Source organism: Methanomicrobium sp. W14 (assembly GCF_017875315.1).
In the GTDB taxonomy this organism is placed as follows: Archaea; Halobacteriota; Methanomicrobia; order Methanomicrobiales; family Methanomicrobiaceae; genus Methanomicrobium.
This window is the reverse complement of record NZ_JAGGMM010000001.1, coordinates 643,371-667,173: the sequence shown is the minus strand read 5'-3', so window position 1 is coordinate 667,173 and position 23,803 is coordinate 643,371. Positions and strand designations below refer to the sequence as shown.

Below are 23,803 nucleotides of genomic sequence, written 5' to 3'. Positions count from 1 at the left end.
TTAAAGTACTAGATCTATGATTTGGGGCGTAATAAATGCCTCTGTAACTGCTGCAAGCGCAAGAAGGGGAATTACGATAGTTATAAATTTCTTTGCGAGTTTTTTTGCATCGCAGGCACTGTCACCTTTTCCGTGAAGTTCAGCCCAGAGGGATTCCGAGAGCATAAGTCCGAGACCTGCCGCAATAAGAAATGCAGGTATCTCCATAATCCCGTGTGGGATTATTGAAGCGGCAATAGGAAGCAGACCTTCCCTGCCTGATGCATAGCTTATGACAAACCCTATTATTACGCCGTTTGACATCAGGACAAAAAGTGTCACTATTCCGAACGTCGCTCCGCCGATGAACAATAAAACCGAGGCCTCAAGGTTATTTAAAAAAAGCTTCAGTGAAAGCACTGCGGAGTTATCATCGGCAACATATGCATACATCTCGCTTTGTATCGAAGAAATAAGCTTTTCAGCAGTTTCTTCGTCCTGTGCAATCGAATAAGCGCCGACAAAGCAGAAAAAAATAAAAATTGCCGCTGAAAGAAGTATTGCAAGTGAAAGCCTGTTATTAAACATAAAGAATCATCCTGACCATATCACGTATACCCGGGGCCATGCCGACCATTATCATTGCAAAGAGTATAAGGTGCCATAACGGCTGGCTTCCCTCTTTTCTGTACATTTCAAGGATATATATTCCGGGGATTATCACAATAAGTTTCAGTGCGAACATTGAAAATGCGGTTCCGGTAGAGTTTATAAGCGCGGAACCCACAACGTGTTGCTCGACGTAATGTAGTTCGTGAAGGTCTATTCCGAAACTTGTCGCGCTGGCATCAAGCATATGCCCGAATATCAGTAGTTTATAGAGAATGTCTGATACATACTCCCATTTTAGGATATGCCTGATAAATCCCCATACAAGAAGGGATGTTACGGATGCCATTCCAAGAATGGACATCATTACAAAAAGGTTTATCTGTGTCTCCGTTATCCCTACGTATAAAAGCGGTATAAGGGATACTACGCATGCGAATATTCCCGCAATGCTAAATCCCCTGCTGTATCGTTCAATTATCTTTTTTCTTTCCAGAATCCGCGAGATTACCAGTGCGGATATCGCATAGAAAAATATTACAAAATAAATCAGAGGCGTTATAAGGAGCACGTACCAGGGGTATGGTATTATTCCTGTATCCTCAACAACTCTCAGAAGGCCGCCGAGAACAACATAGGGAATAAGTGAAAGCACAAACTCGTGATCTATTGAGATATTGGCTTTCAAAAGCCACCTGTATACAAGATATACGGCAATAATGAGAATTGCGGCATAGGTGAGTGTATCGACTACTGTATACGCCCCTCCGTTAATAATCGGACCGACGTAATATTTGTATATAAAATCCCCTATCATTTATTGATAAAACAATGAGCGCAGATAGTATAAAAGTACTCAAAACACCACGGTTCGACAAATCAAAATGGCTTCAGATGCCAAGGGACGTTCTTATAGGCCACGGAATTATAGAACAGCTCCCGAAAGTCTGCGAAGACCTGCATCTTGGAAAGTCTGCACTCGTTATATCCGGCAAAAATACAATAAAGGCTGCCGGTGGCCATGCACGTGATCTCCTCGGGGAGAAATATGATGTGGACGTTTTTCTTGCGGACAACATCTCTGTTCCCACAATCGAAAAAGTGGAGAAAATCGCGCATGATTTTGACTTTCTTGTGGGTGTAGGCGGCGGTAAGGTAATTGACCTGGCAAAGGTTGTCTCCTACAACACTGACAGCCAGTTTATCAGCGTCCCTACGGCGGCCTCGCATGACGGCATTGCTTCTTCACGGGCCTCCGTTCCTACTGAAAACGGTAGTGTGTCTCTTGATGCGCATCCTCCCCATGCAGTAGTAGCCGATACAGAGATAATTGCCAGAGCCCCTCACAGGCTCATGGCTTCAGGGTGTGCGGACGTAATATCCAACTATACCGCAATCCTTGACTGGGAACTGTCTCACAGGATAAAAGGGGAGCCGATAAGCGAATATGCCGCGGCACTGTCAAGAATGACAGCGGAAATTCTTGTCAAAAATTCCAGCTTCATGTATCCGGGCTCCGAAGAGGGGGCATGGATGGTGATAAAGGCTCTTGTGTCCTCCGGAGTTGCGATGAGTATAGCAGGCTCTTCAAGACCTGCATCAGGCGGAGAGCACAAATTCAGCCACGCGCTGGATGTTATTGCGCCAAACAAGGGCCTTCACGGCGAGCAGTGTGGCATTGGTTCTATCATGACGATGTACCTTCACGGCGGAGACTGGAGGGGCATCAGAAAATCCCTGAAAGATATTGGCGCACCTACGACACCTGCTGAAATAGGAATTGATGATGAAACTGCTGTAAAAGCCATGTTAATGGCAAAAAACATAAGACCTGAGCGTTTTACAATTCTTGATATGGGACTCGAAGATAAATGCGCGAGAAAGCTGGTAAAAATGCTCTACATGAAGTGATGAAGGATGTCAGAGAATCAGACACGTATAACTCTTATAGGTAAATTACTCTCAAAACCGGGCCTTGAATTCATATACAAAGGAGAGCTGCCCGAATGCGAAGGGTGCAGGATGTTTAAGGTATGCAATAACCTTGTCCCGAAAAGACGCTACAGGGTTACCGGACTTAAAAATGATACCGTGCATTCGTGTAACATCCATTATGGCGGAGTCTGTGCAGTTGAAGTGGTCGAAGCTCCCGTTGCAGCTCTCGTTGACTCAAAAAAAGCAATATTAAACTCGGAAATCTCGTATGAACCTTCCTGTACTGAAGCCGGGTGCAAAAACTATGACCTTTGTCTTGCAGAAGGGCTCTCGGAAGGTGAACGCTACCTTGTATCATCGGTTTCAGACAGTCAGGGTTTTGAATGTCTCAGGGGAAAAACTCTCAAAAAAGTGGAGCTGAGTCCTCTGGATGATTAGAGGGAGACATCTGCAAGTCTGAATGCGTCATTTTCTATTCTTCCCGACTCTTTTAGAGCCCCTCTCCATCTTAAGGGAATTTCGTTGCAGCCCCAGAGTGCACCACCCATAGCGCCGCATACAGCACCTATTGTATCGGTATCTCCTCCCATGTTTACAGCCAGTATAAGCATTTCCTCAAAATTTTTGGATTCCATGAATACTGACAGCGCGCAGTGTGTTGCCTGGAGGGAATCAAGGGAGGGTATCATGGGGTATTTTTTATACTGTGAAAGGATTTTTTGGGTTCTTTTGATCTCGCATTCCGAAAACGCCTTAGTAAAAGCAGTATTCCTGTCCTCCCCCCTGCACATTCTGCTTATCATATTGTTAACAAAGGCGGAGCATTCACATGAGACGGGGTTGTAATGGGTTATCCGTGAGCAGACTATGCTTGGCATTCTTGTTTTATCCGGAGGAAAAAAAATTCCTATCGGGGCTCCACGCATGACGCTCCCGTTGGTTGTTCCTCCTCCCCTCTCTCCAATCCTTTTTGAAATTTCGAACGGATTTTTGCCCTTAAGCATGCTGATGAAAACTTCTGCTGATGTCGGCCCGAAAAATTGCGGGTGCATCAGAAATTCGCTGCATATTCTGAATGCTATATCTTCAGGAGAGAATCCCTCGTTTTCGATAAGCGATTCACAGATTGCAAGTGCTGACAAAGTGTCATCAGTTATGCCCCCGGCACCCGTGTAATGCAGACCTCCGGATATCATTTCGGAATATACCTCCTTTTTTGCTTTAAGCCCCTCCAGAGGCGCGCCAAGAGCGTCTCCTGTAGCAAGTCCGATTAATGTTCCTGCTCCCCGCAAATAATCAAATATAAAGATCACCAATAAATTATATCTTGTTAGGATTGTAGTATTTTTTAAGGATTGGTGATCTAGTGCAAAAGGAGGAATTACTTCATCTGCATATGCTTCTTGTTCAGGTAAAGAAGTATTATGAATCGATTGATAATGAAGAGATTGTTACGGAAAAATATGACAGACTGAATATTTCACCTGTCCATATTCATAAGAACAAAATATGCCATAAAGAAGCTATTTTGACGCTGGGAGAAGAACTGGTGGGATATATACAGCACACGCATGTTCCGGCTGTTGAGTATTCTTCCGGTGCAGTTTCGGAAGAGGTTGCCGTTGAAAACTGAAGCGGCAGATTATCATTCTATTTTAAGGGAGATAATTTCCCGCATTTTATCTGAAGCGGGATCTCCCTCTGATGTCCAGAAGATAAAGGCTTCTGTTGCTAAAAAGTATTCTCTGGACTCATTTCCGCGGAATTCGGATATATTCTCCGCCGCTCTTGAAGAGGAAAAGGAGGAACTCCGTTCATTTGTGCAGGTAAAGCCTTCACGCACCATCTCCGGAGTGGCGCCTGTTGCCGTGATGACGTCCCCTCATGTATGCCCGCACGGGAAGTGCCTTCCATGTCCCGGAGGGCCTGAGAACCCCCTGTTCAGGTCTCCGCAAAGCTATACGGGCGAAGAACCAGCGGCACTGAGGGCAAGGCAGCTGAAATATGACCCGTATGTGCAGGTCCAGGCGCGTCTAAGACAATTCGAGGAGCTTGGTCATCACATTGAAAAAGCCGAGCTTATCGTAATGGGCGGGACAATGACAGCCCGTGAGCCTGAATACCAGGAATGGTTCATGAGGTCATGCATACGTGCAATGAATGAGTACGGCATGGAGGACAGGGGTGACAATTTCACATTCGAAGAACTGTGCCGCGAAAATGAGCGTTCCAGGGTGCGCTGTATTGCAGTAACTTTTGAGACAAGGCCAGACTGGTGCAGAAAGGAGCATATCGACAGAATGCTTTCTCTTGGAGTTACAAAGGTTGAACTCGGTGTTCAACAGCTTGATGACAAAATTCTTGAGTATAACAGGCGTGGTCACCTTGTCGAGGACTCACATCTCGCAAACCTTTACCTGCGGGATTCAGGGATCAAGGTAGGTTTTCACGTAATGCCAAATCTCCCGTCATCTACGATAGAGGACGACAAAAGGATGTTTGACACCCTTTTTACGGATGAGCGGTTCTGTCCCGACTTCATAAAGATTTATCCTACTCTGGTCACGCCGGGTTCTGAAATAGAGGAGCTTTGGAAAAATGGGGAATACAGTGTTTACGATGAGGACGATCTGATTGACCTTGTAGCCTACGGGAAGTCCAGACTTCCCGAATATGTGCGTCTCCAGAGGGTTCAGCGTGATATTCCCGCAAAGCTTATTGTCGCGGGTTCGCATTACAGCAACTTCAGGCAACTTGCAAAGGAGAGACTTCTTCAGCAGGGCAAGAAGTGCAGGTGCATACGGTGTCGTGAAGCCGGGAGAAACGAGATTACGGAAGAGCCACACATAGAAATAATTGAATACGGGTGCTGCGGCGGCACAGAATATTTCATACAGGCTGTTGCAAACGATTCCCTGATAGGGTTTTCAAGGCTCAGGCTTCCGTTTGATCCCTGGAGGGAGGAGCTCAAAGGGGCAGCGCTTGTGCGTGAACTTCACGTGTACGGTTCGGTTGTTCCGATGTCGGAGAAAGGTTTTGGCAATCGCTGGCAGCACCGCAGTTTCGGGGATCGTCTTTTAAAGATTGCAGAAGATATCTCAAAAGAGAAAGGGTACGGGAGCGTTGCAGTCATGAGCGGAATCGGAGTCAGACCTTATTACAGTAAACGTGGCTATGAAAGGCGCGGACCGTATATGGTCAAGGAAATTGCATGAATGCGGCAACAAATGAATACCTGAAGAAAAAATTCTCAGGATACTATAAAAAGGCTTTTTTTGAGGTTCCCTCATCTCTTGAGCAGCGCGAATGGGGGTTTATACTTTTTGATTCCCCCGATGCTTCCAGGATGAAAAGACATATAGCGTTTAGCTCCAGAGAGGAGGTTGAAAACTATATTAAGTCCATGGTCCCCAGGCATGCATACTATTCAACGGCATATTATGCCCTCCCTTCTGCCGGAAATATGCAGGACAAGTTGTGGTCCGGTGCAGACCTTATATTCGACCTGGACGCCGATCATATAGTCAGGTGTGCATACGATGAAATGCTTGTGCGTGTCCATGAAGAGACACAGAAAATGATATCCATGCTTACGGAAGAGCTTGGGTTTTCACGCAGGGACATGCACATTGTGTTTTCCGGAGGCCGTGGCTATCATATTCACATAAGAAATCTTGAGGTTTTGAACTGGTCCAGCGCGGAAAGGCGAGAAATTGTGGATTATGTCTGCGGGACAGGTCTTGACCCGGAAATTATGCTTAAAGGCAGAAAAAACAGCGGAAAGCTTACAGGGTGGCCGGGCAGGTACAGGGAGGCGCTTTCAGAATATCTTTCTGGCCTGAAAAAACTCGGTCCTGATGATGGATCAAAAAAGGTAGCTTCCCTGAAAGGTGTAAGTAGTCAGTCAGCACAGGAGTTTTACGGTTCGGTTGACGCCCTTTTAAAAAGACTGAAAAAACCAGAAAAAAATATTCTGGTCAGCCGCGTGTTGAAAACAATTCTTGCGGGAGAGGACAGCGATTTTTATAAGGAAATAAAAAAAAGGGCTGCGCTGACGGATGAACCTGTAACAACGGATGTTAAGCGTCTTATAAGAATGCCAGGATCACTTCACGGAGGAAGCGGATTTAAGGTAATGTCCCTCTCGTTCAAAGAGTTTGAAGATTTTGATCCTCTTGTTGACGCTGTTGTCTTTGGTGATGAATCTGTAAAAATAGACCTTGCGTTTAAGCTTGAAATGCCTCTTAAAGGGAAAAAATATTCTCTTGAAAAAGGAATAAACAAAGTGCCTGAAGCTCTTGCAGTATTTCTCTGTGCCAGAGGGATAGCTGAATATGCCGGTGGGGAATAGGGAAAATGGATTTTGAATACCTGAGACTTATTTCATTTGATGAGCTGGAAAGCGGAAAGCTTTCTTCAATTTCTCCGGATACTTTCGAGATGGCCTCCGACTACCTTTCCGAGCTTTACGAGGAAGCCAAATCTATTGATCATTTTATGACAAAGAGGGGCAGTGAGCTTATTGACGAAATTGAAAGTGTTCAGTCCGTTCTGCAGACAATAATTGACCAGAGGTTCAAGAAGATAATACGTCTTGCAGAAAACCAGGTAGGGAGCGGCAAAGTTGACAAAGCTGAACTTAAAATGCTTTTGCCTGCGGAACAGGAGATGTTTGATGAGATATTATGCGCAATTGGCAAGTGTAGGGACAAACTGGCCGGTGCATACAGGGAAAACGAACTGTCAAAAACCGCGTCATCCAAAAAAGCTAAGATTTCACCTGCGGTCCAGCGTGAAATGCCTCCTGATGTATCATCTAGGTTTATAACGGGAAGCCCTGATTTGCCATGTGAGACCTGCGAAGATTATCCTGTTGAGCCGGCTGAAACCGGCGATGAGAATCCTGATGAAGAAGAACTTATCGGGTATGATATAGTTTACTTAAAAGAGAGCATTGATCCGTTTATGGGCCTTGACGGGCATATATATTCGTTGTCGGCCGAAGATATCGTAACACTTCCCTCCCGGAATGCATCAGTTCTTTGCGGACGCAACATAGCCTTAAATATCAGGGTTGGCAAATAATAATGAGATTTATTGTGAAGACTTCCCGTCAGGGCTGTTTTCCATAGGGCCGGTTTAATGCGAGTTATTCGCCGGCCAGCATACAAATCAAAGGGGCTATACGTTTCATGAAAATGCCAACAAAGTTTAAAACATACTGTCCGTACTGCAGAACACATCAGATTCATGAGGTAGAGAGAGTTAAGAAAGGCCGCGACCTTCACCTTCACTGGATTGACCGCCAGAAAGGGCGCAGAAGCAAAGTGGGCAATATGGGTAAATTCTCAAAGGTTCCGGGAGGAGACAAGCCTACAAAGAGGATTAACGTCAGATACCGTTGTACAGTATGCGGGAAGGCTCACCTTAGAAGTGGTGTAAAAGCAGGTAAATTTGAACTTACAGAGTGATTATAATGGTTCGCGTAAACAGAGAAAACAGAACAAAGTTTTATACGGTAAAGTGCCCTGACTGCGAAAATGAGCAGAAGATCTTCCAGAGGGCAAGCACGGTTGTAGAGTGCGTTGTCTGCGGAAAGGTTCTTGCAGAACCTAAGGGTGGAAATGCAGACATAAAGGCAGAAATTATTGCTGAAAACGAGTAAATTATATTGTTATGACTGAGAGAGAGTGGCCTGAAGAGGGAGAACTGGTTGTATGTACTGTTACAAATGTAAAAGATTTTGTTGCATTTGTAACTCTGGATGAATATGACAACCATGAAGGGCTTATCCCTATCGCGGAAGTTGCGCGAGGGTGGATAAAGCATATCCGTGATTTTGTTCGTGAAGGCCAGAAGGTAGTGTGTAAAGTCCTTCATGTAAATACTAGCCGTGGTCATATTGATCTCTCTCTTAAAGATGTCAATGATCATCAGCGCAAAGAGAAAATACACGAATGGAAGAATGAGCAGAAAGCCACAAAATGGATCGGTTTTATAGCTGAATCTTCCGGTGTTTCGGAAGAGTTTCTGAAATCCAGATTTTACCAGGACTATGGGGCGCTGTTTCCTGTATTTGAGGATATTCTTATAGATGAGGCTGCAACTTTAAAAAAGCTTGATCTTGAGGAGCCTGTTGCAAAAGCACTTGTAAACATCGCAAACGAAAACGTAAAACTCCCAAAAGTCACAATTTCCGGAACTTTGATTCTGACTTCAAACAAGCCTGACGGAGTAAATGTCATAAGAAGGGCTCTTAGAAGTGCCCAGCCCAACGTTGAAGACGTGGAGATTGAACTTTTTTATGTAGGTGCTCCAAAATATAGGGTAAAAGTAACAGCTCCTGATTATAAATCGGCTGAAAAAACTATAAACAAAGTTGCCAATGCAGCTATCGGAGTTATGGAGCGTGCAGAAGGCGAAGGCAGTTTCGTCAGAAAACAGCGTACCGGTAAAAATTAGATGAATTAAATGAGCCGAAAAATAAAGTGCTGTCCGAAAGACGGCACCTATACTCTCTTTTCGGAATGTCCTTTATGCGGGGAAAAGACAAGATCTGCTCATCCTCCGCGTTATTCTCCCCAGGACAGATATGGAAAATTCCGCAGGTTGATGAAAAAAGATGCATAATATAGACGTTGATTTTTTTGAAAAGAGCTCCTCCTCCTGTGATATACTTATAGAAGGTCTCCCCGGGGTTGGTCAGGTAGGAAAGCTTGTAGCTGAACACATGATTAAAGAGCTTAATGCAGAGAAGATAGCAGAGGTTCATTCAATATTTTTCCCCCCTCAGGTTCTAATGGATGAAGAGGGAGTGGCCCGTCTTCCAAAAAATGAAATTTACCGCTATGAAGGGGAAAATATCAGCATAATGTTTCTTGTCGGAGACTTCCAGAGTTCTTCACCGGAGGGACATTACCTTCTGGCCGATACATATCTTGATCTTGCCCAGAAGGCCGGCGTTAAAAGGGTGTATACTCTTGGAGGCTACGGTGTTGGTCATCTCGTAGACAATATCCGTGTTCTCGCTGCGGTGAGCGACGGGAAATTAAAAGATGAAGTTGAAGCAGCCGGTGCCGTATTTACAACAGGTGAGCCCGGTGGAGGTATTATAGGTGCTTCAGGCCTTCTTCTTGGTATGGGAGTCAAAAAAGGTTTTGAGGGAATCTGTCTGATGGGTGAGACTTCCGGTTATCTTGTAGACCCAATTAGTGCAAACCAGGTACTCTCAGTTCTTTCAAAACTTACGGGGGTGTCCGTTGACGCCACAAAACTCAAAGAAAGGGCAGATGAAATGGAAAATTTTGTTGAAAGAGTAAAGGAGTCCGAGAAAGCAAATTCAGAAGAGGAATTAAACTATATCGGATAATATGATTCTTAACGCAGATTTTCATATACATTCTCCTTTTTCAATGGCAGCGTCAAAAAAGACAACGCCAAAATCTCTTCTCTATTCATGCAGCATTAAGGGTATCGATATTCTGGGAAGTGGAGATGCCCTGCATCCTGTCTGGCGCAAAATGTGGGAAAACTGTACAGACATCCCGGAAAGCATTTCCATTGTCCCCACAGCTGAGGTTGAAGGAAAGAGCAAGGTGCACCATCTTGTTCTGATGGATGATTTTTCGCAGGCCGAAGAGATATCCGAAAAGCTTGAACCTTACAGCTCAAATCTTAAAAAAGCCGGAAGGCCTAATATTGCAGCCGGCGGAGAAAAGATTGCAGAAATTGTTCATGACTGCGGGGCATATGTAGGTCCTGCACATGCATTTACACCGTGGACCGGAATGTACGGCAGGTTTAAGAGTCTTCATGAATGCTACGGTGAACAGGCACCTGATTTCCTCGAACTCGGTCTTTCGGCGGATACTTCGTATGGCGACAGGATACCTGAATTAAACGGTATTCCTTTTATTTCCAATTCTGATGCCCACAGCCCTCTGCTTGATAAACTTGGCAGGGAGTTCAACAGGATCGACTCAAAATCCAAAAGTCCTGTAGATGTAATAAATGCAGTCCTTTCAGGAAGCATTGTCCTTAATGCCGGGTTCTTCCCTGAAGAGGGAAAATACAACAGGACAGCCTGTACTAGGTGCTACAGGCACTATTCATTTGATGAGGCTGAAAAATACGGCTGGAGGTGTACTGTTGACAGCGGAATTATTAAGGAGGGCGTTTATGACAGGTCGCAGTTCAAGAGTACCGGAGAAAAAAGTTTGAGACCTCCGTATCTTCATATAATGCCCCTCCTGGATATTATAAGAGAAGTTCTGGGTTTATCCTCGGTATCGGCAAAAAAGTGCAAAAACCTGTATTTTCAGCTTATTGAAGAACTGGGAAACGAAATATCAGTATTAACAGATGTTTCCATAAAAGATATATCCGGAATAAGTCCTGATGTGGGTATGGCTATAGATAAGTTCAGGGAAGAAAAAATTGTGCTTCATCCCGGTGGCGGTGGGATGTACGGTTCATTTGATCTTTAGTCTTTTTTGTCATAGCTTTCTGTAATCTGCCCGAGAATTTGTTTCCTGATCTCTTTAATCTCTTCAAGTGCCTTGTCTCTCGTCTCGTAGTCGCCTCTTTCATGCGCAGCAGTCGCTATATCAGTCAGTTGTATAAGAAGGAAAAAAGTATCTTTGTCTTCGAGAATCCTGTTTGAGATCATTTGCTTATTTCTAGTTTATCTTTTGGAAACAAATAAATTTACTAAAATTACTTGTTTTATTTGTTTTGCTGCACTATTTTAAGAATAAAATTCTCCGCAAATTCCTCGGTAAAATATGCATGGGTATAACCTGCAAGGACGTTGTTGACGTATATTCCGTCGAAGCCGTCGTCTATGCCCCTTCCTCTTGAGAGCCTTAAAGCAAATCTTGCATCGTTTCCATAGTTCAGTTTTGTATAATGAAATTCATGGCCCCTGTAGCGGATGCCTGCAGGAAGTATGCACTTATTTGTTGCGCACTGCGCCGCGACGTATCCAAGGGCCTGAAATCTTTTCATTTTAATTGCATCAGCAGGGACTACACCGCACATTTTTGAAGTCTTTCCTTCGGATGTAAGCCTCTCGCACAGATATGTAAGGCCTCCGCATTCGGCATATATGATTTTTCCGTCTTCCGCTGCTTTTTTCACCTGATACCGGCATTTTGAAGTCTCCAGTTTGTCCATATGAAGCTCCGGGTATCCGCCGCCAAAATAGAATGCGTCGGCATCGGGGAGGGGTTCATTCATTGGGCTGAAGAATTTTAATTCTGCTCCGTGCTTTTTCAGCCTGTCAAAATTATCCTGGTAGTAAAAGTTGAATGCTTCGTCACAGGCTACTCCAATGGTGATCTTTCCTTTATCTGAATTTTCATAATTGCCTGTTATCACATGTTTTATGGGAATATCCACAGTTTTTCCGGCTATTTCCAGAATTGCATCGACTTCCGCATTTTCCTCCAGGACTTCCGAGAATTCAGACATTGAACTTGTTTCGTGTGCCATTTTAAGCCCGAGATGCCTGCTTTCAACAGATTTGTCAGTTCGGTTTGGGATCCACCCTACTGAAGGAAGTTCAAGAGACTCTTTAATCATGTCACAGTGTCTTTTACTTCCTGTCCGGTTGAAAATTACTCCTGCTATATTCACTTCAGGGTCAAAGGTGGCAAATCCCTTTGCTACTGCGTTGACGCTTCTCGACGATCCTTTTGCATCTATTACAAGTATAACAGGTGCCTTCAGTATCTTTGAGACATGGGCAGTACTTCCTGTGTCTGCGCCGTCAAGTCCGTCATAAAAACCCATTACACCTTCGATAACAGCTATGTCAGCTCCTTTGCTGGCATTTAAAAAAGTTTCCCTGACTCCGTTTTCACCCATCATATACGGGTCAAGGTTTCTCGAGTACCTTTTGCAGATTGCCGTGTGGTGCGACGGGTCTATAAAATCAGGGCCCACCTTGAACGGCTGTACCTTAAGCCCTCTTTTGCAGAGGGCAGACATAAGTGCGCTTGCAATCGTTGTTTTTCCACATCCGCTGTGTGTCCCTGCTATAATTATTGTCGGAATCATCTGAGTGCCTTTTAATAATTGTCTGTTTTTTTCAAAATTCTATCTGTTATGTATGATGTTAGTTATCAAATTCAATTATGTGATTTATTTGTCTTAACTAAATGTAATATGGTTAAGAAGACCAAAGTTAAATAGTAATAACTTAAATAATTTTTATGTTGGTGTCGTTAATCCAACTCAAATTTTGTCTTAACAGTATTAAAAAAGGAGATTCTTGCAAATGCATATAATGGAAGGTTTTTTGCCATCACCTTGGTGGCAGATATGGTGGATTCTGGCATTACCGTGCCTTATTTACGGTTTTTATAAGTTAAGAAAAATTCTTGCTGAAAACCGTGAATACTTGCCCCTTTTAGGGGTTGCCGGCGGGTTTATATTTGTCCTGTCGTCGCTGAAGCTTCCGTCGGTTACAGGGAGCTGTTCACACCCGACCGGAACTGCTTTGTCAGCAATTTCATTCGGACCGTGGGTGACTTCTGTAATCGGTGCAATAGTGCTTTTGTTCCAGGCTCTGTTTTTAGCACATGGTGGTATTACAACACTTGGCGCAAATGCAATGTCAATGGCGATTGTCGGTCCCTTTGTAGGTTACTGGGTTTACAAGGGCCTTTACAAGTTAAACGTCAACTTCTTTGTGAATGTTTTTATAGCAGCTTTTCTTTGTGACCTGGTAACGTACTGCGTCACTTCATTTGAGCTTGCAATTGCATTCCCTGCAGCAGCCGGAGGATTCGTGGCTTCTTTCTGCGCATTTTTGGGAATATACGCAGTTACGCAGGTACCGCTTGCTATCATTGAAGGTCTTGTATTCGTTCTGATATTCAAGTACATCATTATTCTTAAGCCTGAACTTTTCCTGAAGCTCCATGTGTATTCAGAGGAAAAGATGAAGGAACTGCAGGGGGAAATTGAAGAATGAAATATAAAATCGAGATCCTCACTTTGGTAGCTGTGATTATTTTCATAGCTATGTTTGCCTATCTGAACGCCCAGATGAGTGCAGAAGGAGTAGAAGGCTGGGCAGGTTCAGATGACGTCGGATCAGAGATGATTGAGTCACTTGGCTATCATCCGTGGATTGATAACTCTGACTACACGTTTGTTCCCCCGTCAGGTGAAATAGAGTCATGTCTTTTTGCGCTTCAGGCAGCATTCGGAGGCCTTCTTATAGGATACGTATTTGGGGCATGGGGAGCTGAAAGAAGACTTAAGAAAAACTCCAACTAATTTTTTTTAGCAAATGTATTATGAGTTTCTTGAGGATGTTGCACAGACAAACAGGTTGCGTGACGTTCATCCTGTTATTAAAATAATTCTCGGACTCGGCTGTATTCTTATAGCAGTGTCGTCACAAAGCATTATAGCTCCATTGTTCATTGTTTTTACAATAAGTTTTGCCACGATATTTCTTGCCGGAATAGATGTTGGTCTCTACAGAAAACTTCTTATGATTCCTGTAGGTTTTGCTGTAATAGGCGTTCTTGTAATATTGTTTATGAGAAACAGCGGAGATACTGTTTTCAGCTATCCTCTGTTTGGCAGTATTGTTCTGACAGTATCAACAGGAAGCATTAACGAGAGTCTTCTGATATTGTCGCGTGTTTTTGCCGGAATGTGTTCACTCTTTTTTATTTCGCTTACAACTCCTGTAACTGAAACTTTCCAGCTTGCGGCAAAATGCCATATTCCTAATGAGCTTATTGATCTTTCAATGCTTATATACAGGTTTATTTTTGTTTTCATCGAGCAGGCTGAACAGATATACAATGCGCAGGTTATGAGGCTTGGGTACGGAAATCTTAAGGAAGGAATAGACTGCTTTGGTATGATGTCGGGAGCACTGTTTATAAATACGTGGGATGCAGGAGAGAATCTGCTGAGAGCCATGGATTCAAGGTGTTATGACGGGAAATTCGCGCTTCTTGATGATGACGTTAAATTTTCGTATTCCTCGTTTGTGTGCGTTATAATATACCTTATAGTTGTAATTGCCATAGCTGTTGCAACGTCAGGCTATACTGTTTTTGGAGTGAACTGATTTATGAATAGTCCCATAATTGAATTAAAAGGCGTCAGCTACAAATATTCCCGTGGACCCAAAGCGCTTGATAATGTAAGTTTCAGCGTGAATAAAGGTGAGAAAGTAGCCCTTGTCGGGCCGAACGGAGCCGGAAAGTCCACTCTTTTGCTGATGCTAAACGGCATGTTGAAACCTGGTTCCGGAGAGATTTTATTCAACGGCGAGCCGGTATGCTACGACAGAAAAAATCTCCGTGAACTGAGACAAAGAGTGGGTTTCGTCTTTCAGAACCCTGATACCCAGATAATTGCGCCGACAGTCTTTCAGGACGTGGCATTCGGCCCTGTCAACCTTGGGATGCCGGGTGATGAGGTTAAAAAAGCCGTCAGCGATTCTCTTTTAAGTGTCGGGCTGAAAGACTTTGAGAGGCGCCCTCCGCAACAGTTAAGCGGCGGTGAAAAAAAGCGTGTTGCGATGGCCGGCATACTTGCGATGAACCCGGACGTCCTGGTATTCGACGAACCTACGAGTGCTCTTGACCCGGCGGGCTCCGAGGACATTATGGAGCTTCTGGACGAGATGCACATCGAAGGCCGGACAATTATAATCTCAACCCATGATGTTGAACTCGCATACCCGTGGGCTGACAGGATTATTCTCATGCAAAGTGGTGCAGTTATTTCAATGGGGGCTCCGGGAGAGGTCTTCAAAGACAAAAAACTTATTAAATCCGCAAAACTGTCAATGCCTATTCTTCTTGAGCTTTACGAAGGCCTTGTCGAGAGAGGAATGCCGCAGTCTGAAAATCTGCCAAAGTCTGTCCTTGATTTTATACATGCCTTAACGGTAAACGGCTATGCAGGAGAAAAGACAGCAAAGGAGGACTGTGGAGTTATTTATCTTCTTAATTCCGACAAAATTGACACCGGAGACATAAAACCCATGATATCCGGATACGGCATTTCGGCTGTAGGGGCAATGGGTTCAGGGGCAAAGATGATGGCCGGTATAGAAAATATAGATCTTGACTTTACGTACGGTGTTATTGACAAGTGTCTCCTGAAGTCCATAAATCATAAAAATTCAATGATAATAACTTCAGGAGGAATGGTTAAGAGAGTTCATGAAAGAATTGCTGAATTCAACAGGGAAAGTCTGATGGGAATCTCGCTTGTTGATTGCGAAGTACCCCGGGAATAAAATAGTATAATATTTTTTTTGGCGTCTAGTATCTGCCGGCTATAAGCACATAAAGACTGCTTTTAGGTTCAGGCGGGCTTTCTGCCGAACCCGTGGAAATTCTTTCGTTTTCGTATCCAAGGTCTTCACATACCGAGACCTTTATACCATCTTTACCTGATTCCGTAAATTTTTTGCACAGTCTTTTTGTATCAAAATCCGGGTCGGCTATAAGAAATACGATGTGTCCTCTTTCAATCTCTTCTTCAGCATTCTTCATTGCTTCTTCGTGGTCTTTTCCGTGAGCATTCACGACAACCGCTTTTGTTAGGGAAATCCTCAGTTTTGCAAATGCATACTGCATTGAGGATATGCCTGTGACAATTTCACCTTTGAGATACCCCAGGCCTGCAAGCATCGGGTCTCCCGTGGAAAGCACTACGGCATTTTCAGGGAGTGTTTTAAGGCCTTTATAATCTGTTATCTCGTGGACCTCACATTTTGGACCTATATATTTCCTGCAGATATCTATTGCCCTTCCCGAGCCGTATATGAGATTTGCATTACGGATGTTTTCTATGGCCTCTTCCGTGAGAAGTCCGGGCCCGCACCCTGCACCAATAATTTTCATCCCGAATCACCAATTATATGACCTTCACGGTTTACAATAACCACTCTTATATATGGCTTTTCTTTTTTGTATCTGTGGAGGACCTTCTGTGACAGCATGTCCCATTCCGGGGACATGCTGAGTTCTTCCACTGTCCTGTAATCAGTACCTTTCAGGATGTTGGGGTCGATGAACTTGATGATGAGGGCAGGCAGACCGCAGATAATTATTTCTTTTGACTCTGACGCTGCATCTATTCCTTTCTGTATGTATTTGCCTACTAGTACTGTCTCATAGTCAGGAAAGAGAAGTCTTGAAACTCTCAGGCCGACACGTCCTGTTGTTATAACGATAAGGTCATGCCCTTTTATTCTCTCTGCAACCGATTCCGTCAGGTGGTCGTCCCACGGTTCGACAAGACCTGTTGACCCGAGAACCGATATTCCCCCAAGTATTCCTATTTTCGGGTTGAGTGTCTTTTGTGCGGTCTCTTTTCCTTTTGGAATGGTAAGGGTAACCGTTACTCCTTTCAGGCCTGTATCTGCCACTGCTTCCCTGACAGATGAAACAATGCAGTCCATCGCGGTTTTGCTTATTGCAGGTGAACCCTTCTTGTATCTAGGAGTGTCCCTGTCAAGCCTTCCTATCCCTTCTCCGGCATTTATTTTTATGCCGCAGTCTGAAGGACTTGCTTTTGCACAGAAAAGAATACCTGAGGTGATATCGTTTTTATAGTCGCCCGAGTACTTGAGGCTTTTGCCTGTCCCGTTTCTTCCCTGTGCCTCTACACTGAAGGAAAGACTGCACGGCAGGGTTATCATAACCGAGTCTACCGGATCTTTCAGTGACAATACTGCCGCCCTGCATGCCGCGGCGGCTGTTGTCCCTGTTGTAAATCCCCTTTTAAGCACTTCACCTTTTGAGGTCAGGACTCCCAGACCTCTTCTTACAAGTTCAAGACTTTCCGGGTTTTTGCATGCTTTTTCCCATTCTTCCGGGTATTTATATCCGGTTACAGGATCTGTTACCATATCATGCGGATTTTTTTTCGATGTACATTGTTATGATTTCGTTCAGTGCAGCGACTGCAGGGGGCGTTCCTCCTCTTGTCCCCCGGTTTGATATTGAAGGGACGTCCTTTGTCCTGAGAAGCTCTTTTGACTCTTTTGCATTGACAAACCCTACGGCGCTTCCTATAATAAGTGCGGGTTTAATACCTTCATCTATCATTTTGCAGACAGATATCAGTGCGGAAGGTGCGTTTCCTATAACGATAATGGACCCGTTAAGCCTCTCCTTTAACGCGATGAACCCGGCCGAGCTTCTGGTGATTCCCTTCTCTGACGAGATGCCGGAACCGAAGTCAAGTGCACACAAAACTTCACTTTCATGCTCTTTTTTCCTTATTCCGGTCTGCACCATTCTTATGTCGGCTATTATCGGAGCTTTGTTTTCAAGGGCTTTCAGTCCTGCTTTTATGGGGTCGTTTTTGAACTCCATCAGGTCAGCCATTATAAAATCCCCGACGGATATGGCGCACCTTTGTCTTATCCTGTCTTCAGGTGTTTTGTTTCCGATGATGCTTCTGGCTATACCCCTGCTTGTCGAGGAGATTTTGTAACCTTCTTTTGTGTCTGCTCCCGGATCAATATACGTATTTTCTTTCATAGCCCCTCGGTGTTATAATTCCTTTTCTTTCTCCTATATTCATGAAGCGTGACTTGGCTCCTCCGATTATAACAACAGAGTGCATGTCAACGTAACTGTTGTTATTAAAAAGTCCTTTCAGAGTGATGTAGGTGGTCTCTTCACCCTCCCTGCATGCGTTTTTGACAACAGCAACCGGCGTTTCCTCTTTTTTGTATTTCAGAGCTATTGAAAGTGCTATCGAGAGGTTGTCGGGTCTGCCGCGGCTTTTCGGGTTGTAGAGAACGACTGGGATATCCATCTGAAAAGCCAGTTCAAGCCTTTTTTCTATAACTTCAAGAGGTGTCAGAAGGTCTGACAGTGATATCGTGACATAGTCGCCGGAAAGCGGTGAGCCGACCCTTGACGCCGCTGCGGTTGCAGCAGTTACGCCAGGTACAACTTCAAATTCAATGTCAGTCCCGTCATGCTCAAGCACCTCGAGTACGATTCCCGCCATGCCGTAGATGCCGGGGTCCCCGCCACTTACCATCGATATGACATGCTCCTTTGCAATCTCAATGCATTTTCTGGCCCTTTCAACTTCCTTTCCCATTGAGCTCCAGATTACTTCTTTGCCTTCAAGCCTGTCTTTTATGAGATTCAGGTAGAAGTCGTTTCCTATAATATATTCTGATTCCTCTACCGCTTCAATGGCTCTTTTTGTAAGATATGGGATGCTTCCCGGACCTGTGCCTACAATGTATAATTTACCTTTACCTGACGATTGCAACTGTAACCCTCCCGAAGATATGTTTTTTCATAACTATTTCCTTTCTTTTTGATAATGCAAGTGCGGCCGACTCGGCTACACTGTTGAGGCCGATTTTGTCCGATGCCCTTGAGGGCGATTCCGGCTTTTCCGCATTTATGATATCATCATCAAGAAAAACAAGAGTACCTCCGGTTTTCCCGATTGCTGATATAAGACCTTTTTCGTCCTCCTTTAGCTTTGTAGTTGTATAGGCGAATATCTCGTCCTGCTTTACACCGGAAATTTCAAAAGCCCTGTTTAGTGCTTCAAGGACTTCACTTTCTGTGACTCCTCTTCTGCACCCGACACCTGCTATGTATTCTCCTTTTCTTAAAAGAACGGAGACTGACGGTTCAACTAGGGCTATTGCCGGACCTGTAAGCACATATTTTGGAATCGTCCCTTTCAGGACTGCCGCATTTACTTCACGTGTTGAGTCTTTGTTCAGGACTTGCCTACCTATATTTTCAGCAACAGATTCCACAGACATAAGCCCCCTGGTCTCGGTCGCCGTTGTGATAACAGGTATAATCCCAAGTTCTGACATCTCTTTTGCAAGTTCGTTTCCGCCGTGGTGACCGCCCAGGATTGGGACTGCAAACTTCAGGTCAGGGCTTACGACGACAACACACGGGTCTGTCCATTTATCCTTAAGGAGTCCTGAAATTCCCCTGACTGCTATTCCTGCAGACATAACAGCTACAATTTTTTTGTATTTCCCGAATGCCTCTATAAAGACTTCCTTTTTGTAGGGGAGATAATCTGCATTAATAGAGCCTGCAAGGTTCTTCGAATCTTCGCTGAACTGTTTTAGAGAGATTACAACTGTTTCCTTCATTTCTTCATTTGTAAAGGTATGAGTTTACGTAACCGGAATTAACCGCGTCAACAACGTTCCCGATTATTATTAGGGCCGTCTTTTCTATGCCTGCCACACGTGCCTTTTCCGCGACGTCAGAGACAGTGCCTTTTATTACTTTCTGGTCAGGCCATGTCGCCCTGTATACGACTGCGGCAGGAGTATCGGGAGGGCACTCGACTTTTTCAAAAATTTCCTCCATATGCTCGGTACCCAGGAAGATAACCATAGTCTGGCCGAGCCTTGACATCTCGGTTATCTGGTCGGATTTAAGTGTCGTCCCGGCAGGTCTTGTCACAATTACGGATTCGGATACTCCACGCAGTGTCAGCTGAGTTTCAAGCGCCGCTGCTGCACCGAACATTGACGAAACACCAGGAACTCTCTCAGTTCTAATGCCGTCCTTTTCAAGAAGCGCTACCTGTTCGATTATAGCACCGTAAAGTGAAGGGTCGCCTGAATGAAGCCTTACTACGGTTTTTCCTGATTTTGCCGCATCAGCCATTATCTTTGTCATCACTTCAAGCTTCATTCCCCAGCTGTCGTATTTCTCCTCTGCCGGGCATTCATCGACAAGAGCAGGATTTACAAGAGAGCCGGCATAAATAAGAACATCGGCTTTGTCAAGCAGCTTTTTTCCTTTTACGGTTATAAGTTCCGGGTCTCCGCAGCCGGCACCGACAATATATACAGTATACATTTTTCACTTCCTTGCAAACATTACGCTGAAATATGCACTTTTTTCAGGGATTTTCTCATTTCTGTAAATTTTCTGATCTTTCATAAATATTTTTTCTGCAAGAACAAATTCCCTGAAACCTTCCGTTTTGAGGGACTCAATGACTTTTCGCGGCTCTTTGACTTTCAGAAAAATCCTGGAGCTCTCGGGAGACCCGTCTGTTATGAATATGCCACCGTTGACACTGACACCGGCAGCGGATGCAAAAGATGTGATTGAACTTATACCGGGCACTGTTCCGTATTCAACCGACGGGTACTTCTCATCGATTATTCCGCAGAGTCTCCCGAATGTTCCGTAAAAATTCGGGTCACCTAATATGCAGAATACGGCAAGCCCTTTTTCTGCAACCGGGGCTATCAGATCAGCATTTTTGTGCATGCATTCCCTGATATACCCTTCATCAGATGTCATTGGAAAAGACAAGACCACAGGGTCTTTTCTGTAGGGTGAGATTATATCTTTTGCAACGTTTCCGGGAACAAATACCTGATCAGCATCTTTAATCAGTTTCACGGCCTTTACTGTCAGAAGCTCCGGGTCTCCGGGTCCGATTCCCACTGCGATTAGCATTTATTCTGTCACGCTCCCGACGATTATATAAACGGGGTTTATAGGTTTTAGCATAATATCTCCTGTAAGTTCATATGAGCGTGATACCTGCAGATAAACTACCTCACTGAATATTCCGAGTTCCTTCATTTTCCGGACAGTCTTTTCAACAGTTCCTAAAAGAACTGCGTTCACAACGATTTTTTTGTGGACACGTGTTGACAAAATATCCAGGATACCCTCTATACCGGTTGATCCTCCAAGGAATGCTGAATCAAGGTAATCAATGTTTTCTAAAATATCCGTTGCTTTCCCGTGCAAAATCTCGATATTTGTCTGTCCTGATTTTTTTATTTCATTTTGTGCATATTCCACTGCTTCTTCTCTTTTGTCTATACTGAAAACTTTTCTGCATATCCTGGAAGCAGCTATTGAAACTTTTCCGGTGCCGCATCCGATATCGGCGATGATGTCGCTTTCGCTTAAATCAAGCTTGAAAAGCGATACGGCCATAACTTCATCCTGCGTGGGACCGCCTTTTAGACCCATAGTCATACCTGAATATATTAGGTTAACTTTAATTCCTTATGATATATGATTGAATTGATTATTACATTTAGGCAAAATAAAAAGATTACAGGTATTAATCTGTAAATTTTTTAAGTTAGTAAAGGTTAAAGTGCGAATCGGCCAAATAAATAAATAATGATTAAAGTTCGTAGAGAGGTATGCGGTTATTGTGGTGCATGCGTTTCGGTATGCCCTGAAAAAGCAATAGAACTTATTGATGCGTACCTTTCAGTTGATAACAACATCTGCAGACACTGCAAGATTTGTGTGAGGGTCTGTCCTCTTGGTGCACTGGAGGAGGTTTCAGATGAAGAGTGAGTATGATGTTCTGGTGATTGGCGGAGGACCAGGGGGTGCTCTTGCGGCGAAAACCTGTGCGGAGGAAGGTCTCTCTGTATGTATTGTCGAAAAGAGGCCTGCAATAGGAGCACCTGTGCGTTGCGCCGAAGGTATCGGCGAGGACCTTATAGGAGAATTTTTTGACGAGCTTAACCCGAAATGGATCTCAGCAAAAATAAATGGTGCAAAGATAATAGCACCTGACGGGAACTGTTTTTATCTCAACCCCGAGATGGCCGGAAACGAAGTAGGGTATGTTCTTGACAGAAAATTCTTTGACCGTGACCTTGTATGGCAGGCTGTAGAAGCAGGTGCCGAGTGCTACGTTAAGGCAAGAGCAGTTGAAGCTATAATGGAGGACGGCGCCGTAAAAGGTGCTATAATAGAATATTTCGGGGAAAGAAAGGAAATTCGTGCAAAAGTGGTGATTGCAGCAGACGGTGTGGAGTCAAAGTTTGCCTGCTACTGCGGTGTTGATACGACTGTTCCTTTGAGAGAGATTGAGACATGTGCACAGTACCTGATGACTGATATCGACATTGAACCAGGGGTTACCGTCTTTTACGTAGGCCGCGAGATAAGCCCCGAGGGTTATATCTGGATATTCCCGAAAGGGGACAGGACGGCGAATGTCGGTATAGGTATCTCGGGTACGGAGTCAAAGGACGGCAGCAGGGCAAAAGATTATCTTGATAAATTTGTCAGTAAAAACTTCCCCGAAGGAAAGACAATAGAACTTATTGTAGGCGGAGTTTCTGTATGCGAGCCTCTTGAATGCACTGTTGCCGATAATCTTATAATAATCGGAGATGCCGCACGTTTGAGTGACCCTCTTACTGGAGGAGGAATTTACAATGCGATGTACACAGGCCGCCTTGCGGGTCAGGTTGCGTCTGAGTGCATTGCATCCACAGACTGCAGCAAAGAAGCGCTTATGAAATATGATACCATCTGGCGTTCCTCCAGACTCGGGAAAGCCCTTGAAAGAAACTACCAGATTAAGGAAATATTTGTAAAACTGTCTGACAAACAGCTTAACTCAATTCTGGACTCGGTAAGCAATCTTGTAATGAAGGAGTTTTCGACTCTTACACTGATTAAAGAGATAATCAAGCTGAATCCAAGACTTATAAAAGAGCTTTCAGGGCTGAAAAAGTATTTTGAATGAATACTTTTGATATCCTGATTTTTAAAATATATTTTTATTGCCTGGTTGTTTCGGATTTTTAAGCTGGTTGTTCAGTGTCTTCAGGCATTCTTCTTCGGCATCTTTCTTCGTAAAAACTATTATTTTGTCGTTTGGCTTTATTTTTATTGTACCGCTCGGGATTATTATCTCCTTGCCCGTCCTTTTGATTGCGATGAAAACAAAGTCTTTCACGTCAAGCTCCTTTATCTCGTGGTCGACGAAAGGAGCATTTTCATCCACTGTTATTTCAAAGATTGCACCGCCCGGTATCATTGCAAGCTGCTGCATATCCGGATTTTCAGACCAGTAATAAAGCCTGGTTGCAACAAGTTCATCAGGGTTCTCACTTATTCTTACCCCGACTTCCTTAAATAAATCCGAATGCTCTATCTGGTTGACAATAGAGACCAGATTTTTGACGTTGAGACGTTTTGCAAGCCAGCATGTCATAAGATTTACGGCATCATCGCTTGTAGTCGTAACAAGTGCATCAGCCCTGTCTATACCTGCATCTTCAAGTATTGATCTCTCGGTTGAGTTTCCTGTTATCGCCATGACGTCATAGTGTTCGAGTATTTCATTGCATCGGGATTCATCTTTGTCGATTACGACGACGCTGTCACCGTGTTCGGCAGCAATTGCAGCAAGATTCCTTCCGATTCCTCCTAAACCTATGATGATAATATACATTTTAATCACGTATCAAACACAGCTATACATATAA

At 44.1% G+C, this 23,803-nt stretch carries 32 protein-coding genes; 18 read left to right on the top strand and 14 right to left on the bottom strand.

Annotated features, from left to right (window positions below; all coding sequences use genetic code 11):
- Both J2128_RS03515 and J2128_RS03510 read right to left on the bottom strand, forming a co-directional pair.
- Positions 1-567 (bottom strand): stage II sporulation protein M, encoded by a 567-nt coding sequence (locus J2128_RS03515; protein ID WP_209689676.1) that lies wholly within the window; start codon positions 565-567, stop codon positions 1-3.
- Entirely contained in the window at positions 560-1,405 is an 846-nt protein-coding gene (locus tag J2128_RS03510; RefSeq protein ID WP_209689674.1) for a DUF63 family protein, read from the bottom strand. The genes J2128_RS03515 and J2128_RS03510 overlap by 8 nt, the downstream gene beginning before the upstream one ends.
- A gap of 14 nt (positions 1,406-1,419) precedes the next feature.
- Here J2128_RS03510 and J2128_RS03505 point away from each other — a divergent pair, with 14 nt between their 5' ends.
- A complete protein-coding gene (locus J2128_RS03505) occupies positions 1,420-2,499 on the top strand; it encodes an NAD(P)-dependent glycerol-1-phosphate dehydrogenase (RefSeq protein WP_209689673.1) in 1,080 nt (359 codons plus the stop codon).
- 6 nt (positions 2,500-2,505) lie between these two features.
- Positions 2,506-2,961, top strand: coding sequence for a UPF0179 family protein (locus tag J2128_RS03500; protein ID WP_209689672.1), 456 nt, complete (start codon positions 2,506-2,508; stop codon positions 2,959-2,961).
- Here J2128_RS03500 and J2128_RS03495 read toward each other — a convergent pair.
- Positions 2,958-3,836: an ADP-ribosylglycohydrolase family protein gene (locus tag J2128_RS03495; RefSeq protein ID WP_348632364.1), complete on the bottom strand. Its 879-nt coding sequence runs from the start codon at positions 3,834-3,836 to the stop codon at positions 2,958-2,960. The genes J2128_RS03500 and J2128_RS03495 overlap by 4 nt on opposite strands.
- A gap of 53 nt (positions 3,837-3,889) precedes the next feature.
- Between J2128_RS03495 and J2128_RS03490 the strand changes: the two genes are divergently transcribed.
- From J2128_RS03490 to J2128_RS03445, 10 genes are all read left to right on the top strand, one after another.
- On the top strand, positions 3,890-4,156 hold the full coding sequence (locus J2128_RS03490; protein ID WP_209689670.1) for a UPF0058 family protein: 267 nt from the start codon (positions 3,890-3,892) through the stop codon (positions 4,154-4,156).
- Positions 4,095-5,738 (top strand): tRNA uridine(34) 5-carboxymethylaminomethyl modification radical SAM/GNAT enzyme Elp3, encoded by a 1,644-nt coding sequence (locus tag J2128_RS03485; RefSeq protein ID WP_209689669.1) that lies wholly within the window; start codon positions 4,095-4,097, stop codon positions 5,736-5,738. The genes J2128_RS03490 and J2128_RS03485 overlap by 62 nt, the downstream gene beginning before the upstream one ends.
- Positions 5,735-6,874, top strand: coding sequence for a DNA primase small subunit domain-containing protein (locus J2128_RS03480; RefSeq protein WP_209689668.1), 1,140 nt, complete (start codon positions 5,735-5,737; stop codon positions 6,872-6,874). The genes J2128_RS03485 and J2128_RS03480 overlap by 4 nt, the downstream gene beginning before the upstream one ends.
- Positions 6,875-6,879: 5 nt before the next feature.
- Positions 6,880-7,608 (top strand): DNA replication complex GINS family protein, encoded by a 729-nt coding sequence (locus tag J2128_RS03475; RefSeq protein WP_209689667.1) that lies wholly within the window; start codon positions 6,880-6,882, stop codon positions 7,606-7,608.
- 107 nt (positions 7,609-7,715) lie between these two features.
- The gene (locus tag J2128_RS03470) at positions 7,716-7,994 is read left to right on the top strand and encodes a 50S ribosomal protein L44e (protein WP_209689665.1); all 279 of its coding nucleotides are present in this window, start codon (positions 7,716-7,718) and stop codon (positions 7,992-7,994) included.
- A 5-nt stretch (positions 7,995-7,999) separates the two neighbouring features.
- Positions 8,000-8,188 (top strand): 30S ribosomal protein S27e, encoded by a 189-nt coding sequence (locus J2128_RS03465; RefSeq protein ID WP_209689663.1) that lies wholly within the window; start codon positions 8,000-8,002, stop codon positions 8,186-8,188.
- A gap of 11 nt (positions 8,189-8,199) precedes the next feature.
- Positions 8,200-8,985 (top strand): translation initiation factor IF-2 subunit alpha, encoded by a 786-nt coding sequence (locus J2128_RS03460; protein WP_209689661.1) that lies wholly within the window; start codon positions 8,200-8,202, stop codon positions 8,983-8,985.
- Positions 8,986-8,994: 9 nt separating this feature from the next.
- Positions 8,995-9,153: an RNA-protein complex protein Nop10 gene (locus J2128_RS03455; RefSeq protein WP_209689659.1), complete on the top strand. Its 159-nt coding sequence runs from the start codon at positions 8,995-8,997 to the stop codon at positions 9,151-9,153.
- Positions 9,146-9,892 carry a proteasome assembly chaperone family protein gene (locus J2128_RS03450; RefSeq protein ID WP_209689656.1) on the top strand — a complete coding sequence of 249 codons (747 nt, stop codon included), beginning with the start codon at positions 9,146-9,148 and terminating at the stop codon, positions 9,890-9,892. Before J2128_RS03455 ends, J2128_RS03450 begins: the two co-directional genes overlap by 8 nt.
- 1 nt (position 9,893) lies before the next feature.
- Complete coding sequence (locus J2128_RS03445) at positions 9,894-11,009, top strand: endonuclease Q family protein (RefSeq protein WP_209689654.1); 1,116 nt, start codon at positions 9,894-9,896, stop codon at positions 11,007-11,009.
- Here J2128_RS03445 and J2128_RS03440 read toward each other — a convergent pair.
- Both J2128_RS03440 and J2128_RS03435 read right to left on the bottom strand, forming a co-directional pair.
- Complete coding sequence (locus tag J2128_RS03440; protein WP_209689653.1) at positions 11,006-11,191, bottom strand: hypothetical protein; 186 nt, start codon at positions 11,189-11,191, stop codon at positions 11,006-11,008. The two genes, J2128_RS03445 and J2128_RS03440, sit on opposite strands and share 4 nt — an antisense overlap.
- 56 nt (positions 11,192-11,247) lie before the next feature.
- Positions 11,248-12,582 carry a cobyrinate a,c-diamide synthase gene (locus tag J2128_RS03435; RefSeq protein ID WP_209689651.1) on the bottom strand — a complete coding sequence of 445 codons (1,335 nt, stop codon included), beginning with the start codon at positions 12,580-12,582 and terminating at the stop codon, positions 11,248-11,250.
- 220 nt (positions 12,583-12,802) lie between these two features.
- Between J2128_RS03435 and J2128_RS03430 the strand changes: the two genes are divergently transcribed.
- The 4 genes from J2128_RS03430 to J2128_RS03415 are packed head-to-tail and all read left to right on the top strand — an operon-like array spanning position 12,803 to position 15,802.
- The gene (locus J2128_RS03430) at positions 12,803-13,501 is read left to right on the top strand and encodes an energy-coupling factor ABC transporter permease (protein ID WP_209689649.1); all 699 of its coding nucleotides are present in this window, start codon (positions 12,803-12,805) and stop codon (positions 13,499-13,501) included.
- A complete protein-coding gene (locus tag J2128_RS03425) occupies positions 13,498-13,809 on the top strand; it encodes an energy-coupling factor ABC transporter substrate-binding protein (RefSeq protein ID WP_209689647.1) in 312 nt (103 codons plus the stop codon). The genes J2128_RS03430 and J2128_RS03425 overlap by 4 nt, the downstream gene beginning before the upstream one ends.
- A 13-nt stretch (positions 13,810-13,822) precedes the next feature.
- Positions 13,823-14,620, top strand: coding sequence for a cobalt ECF transporter T component CbiQ (gene cbiQ / locus J2128_RS03420; protein ID WP_209689645.1), 798 nt, complete (start codon positions 13,823-13,825; stop codon positions 14,618-14,620).
- 3 nt (positions 14,621-14,623) lie between these two features.
- Positions 14,624-15,802, top strand: coding sequence for an energy-coupling factor ABC transporter ATP-binding protein (locus J2128_RS03415; RefSeq protein ID WP_209689644.1), 1,179 nt, complete (start codon positions 14,624-14,626; stop codon positions 15,800-15,802).
- Positions 15,803-15,827: 25 nt separating this feature from the next.
- Here the strand turns inward: J2128_RS03415 and J2128_RS03410 are convergent, their stop codons facing one another.
- From J2128_RS03410 to cbiT, 8 genes are read right to left on the bottom strand one after another with little or no spacing between them, the layout of a single operon-like run.
- Positions 15,828-16,412, bottom strand: a complete 585-nt coding sequence (locus tag J2128_RS03410) for a cobalt-precorrin-7 (C(5))-methyltransferase (protein WP_209689643.1) — start codon at positions 16,410-16,412, stop codon at positions 15,828-15,830.
- Positions 16,409-17,422: a cobalt-precorrin-5B (C(1))-methyltransferase gene (locus J2128_RS03405; RefSeq protein ID WP_209689642.1), complete on the bottom strand. Its 1,014-nt coding sequence runs from the start codon at positions 17,420-17,422 to the stop codon at positions 16,409-16,411. The genes J2128_RS03410 and J2128_RS03405 overlap by 4 nt, the downstream gene beginning before the upstream one ends.
- 1 nt (position 17,423) lies before the next feature.
- Positions 17,424-18,059 (bottom strand): precorrin-8X methylmutase, encoded by a 636-nt coding sequence (locus J2128_RS03400; protein ID WP_209689641.1) that lies wholly within the window; start codon positions 18,057-18,059, stop codon positions 17,424-17,426.
- Positions 18,037-18,810 carry a precorrin-3B C(17)-methyltransferase gene (gene cobJ, locus J2128_RS03395; RefSeq protein WP_209689640.1) on the bottom strand — a complete coding sequence of 258 codons (774 nt, stop codon included), beginning with the start codon at positions 18,808-18,810 and terminating at the stop codon, positions 18,037-18,039. The genes J2128_RS03400 and cobJ overlap by 23 nt, the downstream gene beginning before the upstream one ends.
- A complete protein-coding gene (gene cbiG / locus J2128_RS03390; protein WP_209689639.1) occupies positions 18,794-19,669 on the bottom strand; it encodes a cobalt-precorrin 5A hydrolase in 876 nt (291 codons plus the stop codon). The genes cobJ and cbiG overlap by 17 nt, the downstream gene beginning before the upstream one ends.
- Before the next feature lie 4 nt (positions 19,670-19,673).
- A complete protein-coding gene (locus tag J2128_RS03385; protein WP_209689638.1) occupies positions 19,674-20,390 on the bottom strand; it encodes a cobalt-precorrin-4/precorrin-4 C(11)-methyltransferase in 717 nt (238 codons plus the stop codon).
- Between the two features lie 3 nt (positions 20,391-20,393).
- Entirely contained in the window at positions 20,394-21,002 is a 609-nt protein-coding gene (locus tag J2128_RS03380; RefSeq protein ID WP_209689637.1) for a cobalt-factor II C(20)-methyltransferase, read from the bottom strand.
- Positions 21,003-21,530 carry a precorrin-6Y C5,15-methyltransferase (decarboxylating) subunit CbiT gene (cbiT, locus tag J2128_RS03375; protein ID WP_209689635.1) on the bottom strand — a complete coding sequence of 176 codons (528 nt, stop codon included), beginning with the start codon at positions 21,528-21,530 and terminating at the stop codon, positions 21,003-21,005.
- A gap of 156 nt (positions 21,531-21,686) precedes the next feature.
- On the opposite strand from cbiT, the gene J2128_RS03370 reads away from it, so the two are divergent.
- Complete coding sequence (locus J2128_RS03370) at positions 21,687-21,869, top strand: 4Fe-4S binding protein (RefSeq protein WP_209689633.1); 183 nt, start codon at positions 21,687-21,689, stop codon at positions 21,867-21,869.
- Entirely contained in the window at positions 21,859-23,058 is a 1,200-nt protein-coding gene (locus tag J2128_RS03365) for an NAD(P)/FAD-dependent oxidoreductase (protein ID WP_209689631.1), read from the top strand. Before J2128_RS03370 ends, J2128_RS03365 begins: the two co-directional genes overlap by 11 nt.
- Positions 23,059-23,079: 21 nt before the next feature.
- Here the strand turns inward: J2128_RS03365 and J2128_RS03360 are convergent, their stop codons facing one another.
- Positions 23,080-23,769, bottom strand: a complete 690-nt coding sequence (locus tag J2128_RS03360; RefSeq protein ID WP_209689630.1) for a TrkA family potassium uptake protein — start codon at positions 23,767-23,769, stop codon at positions 23,080-23,082.
- Between the last annotated feature and the right edge of the window lie 34 nt (positions 23,770-23,803).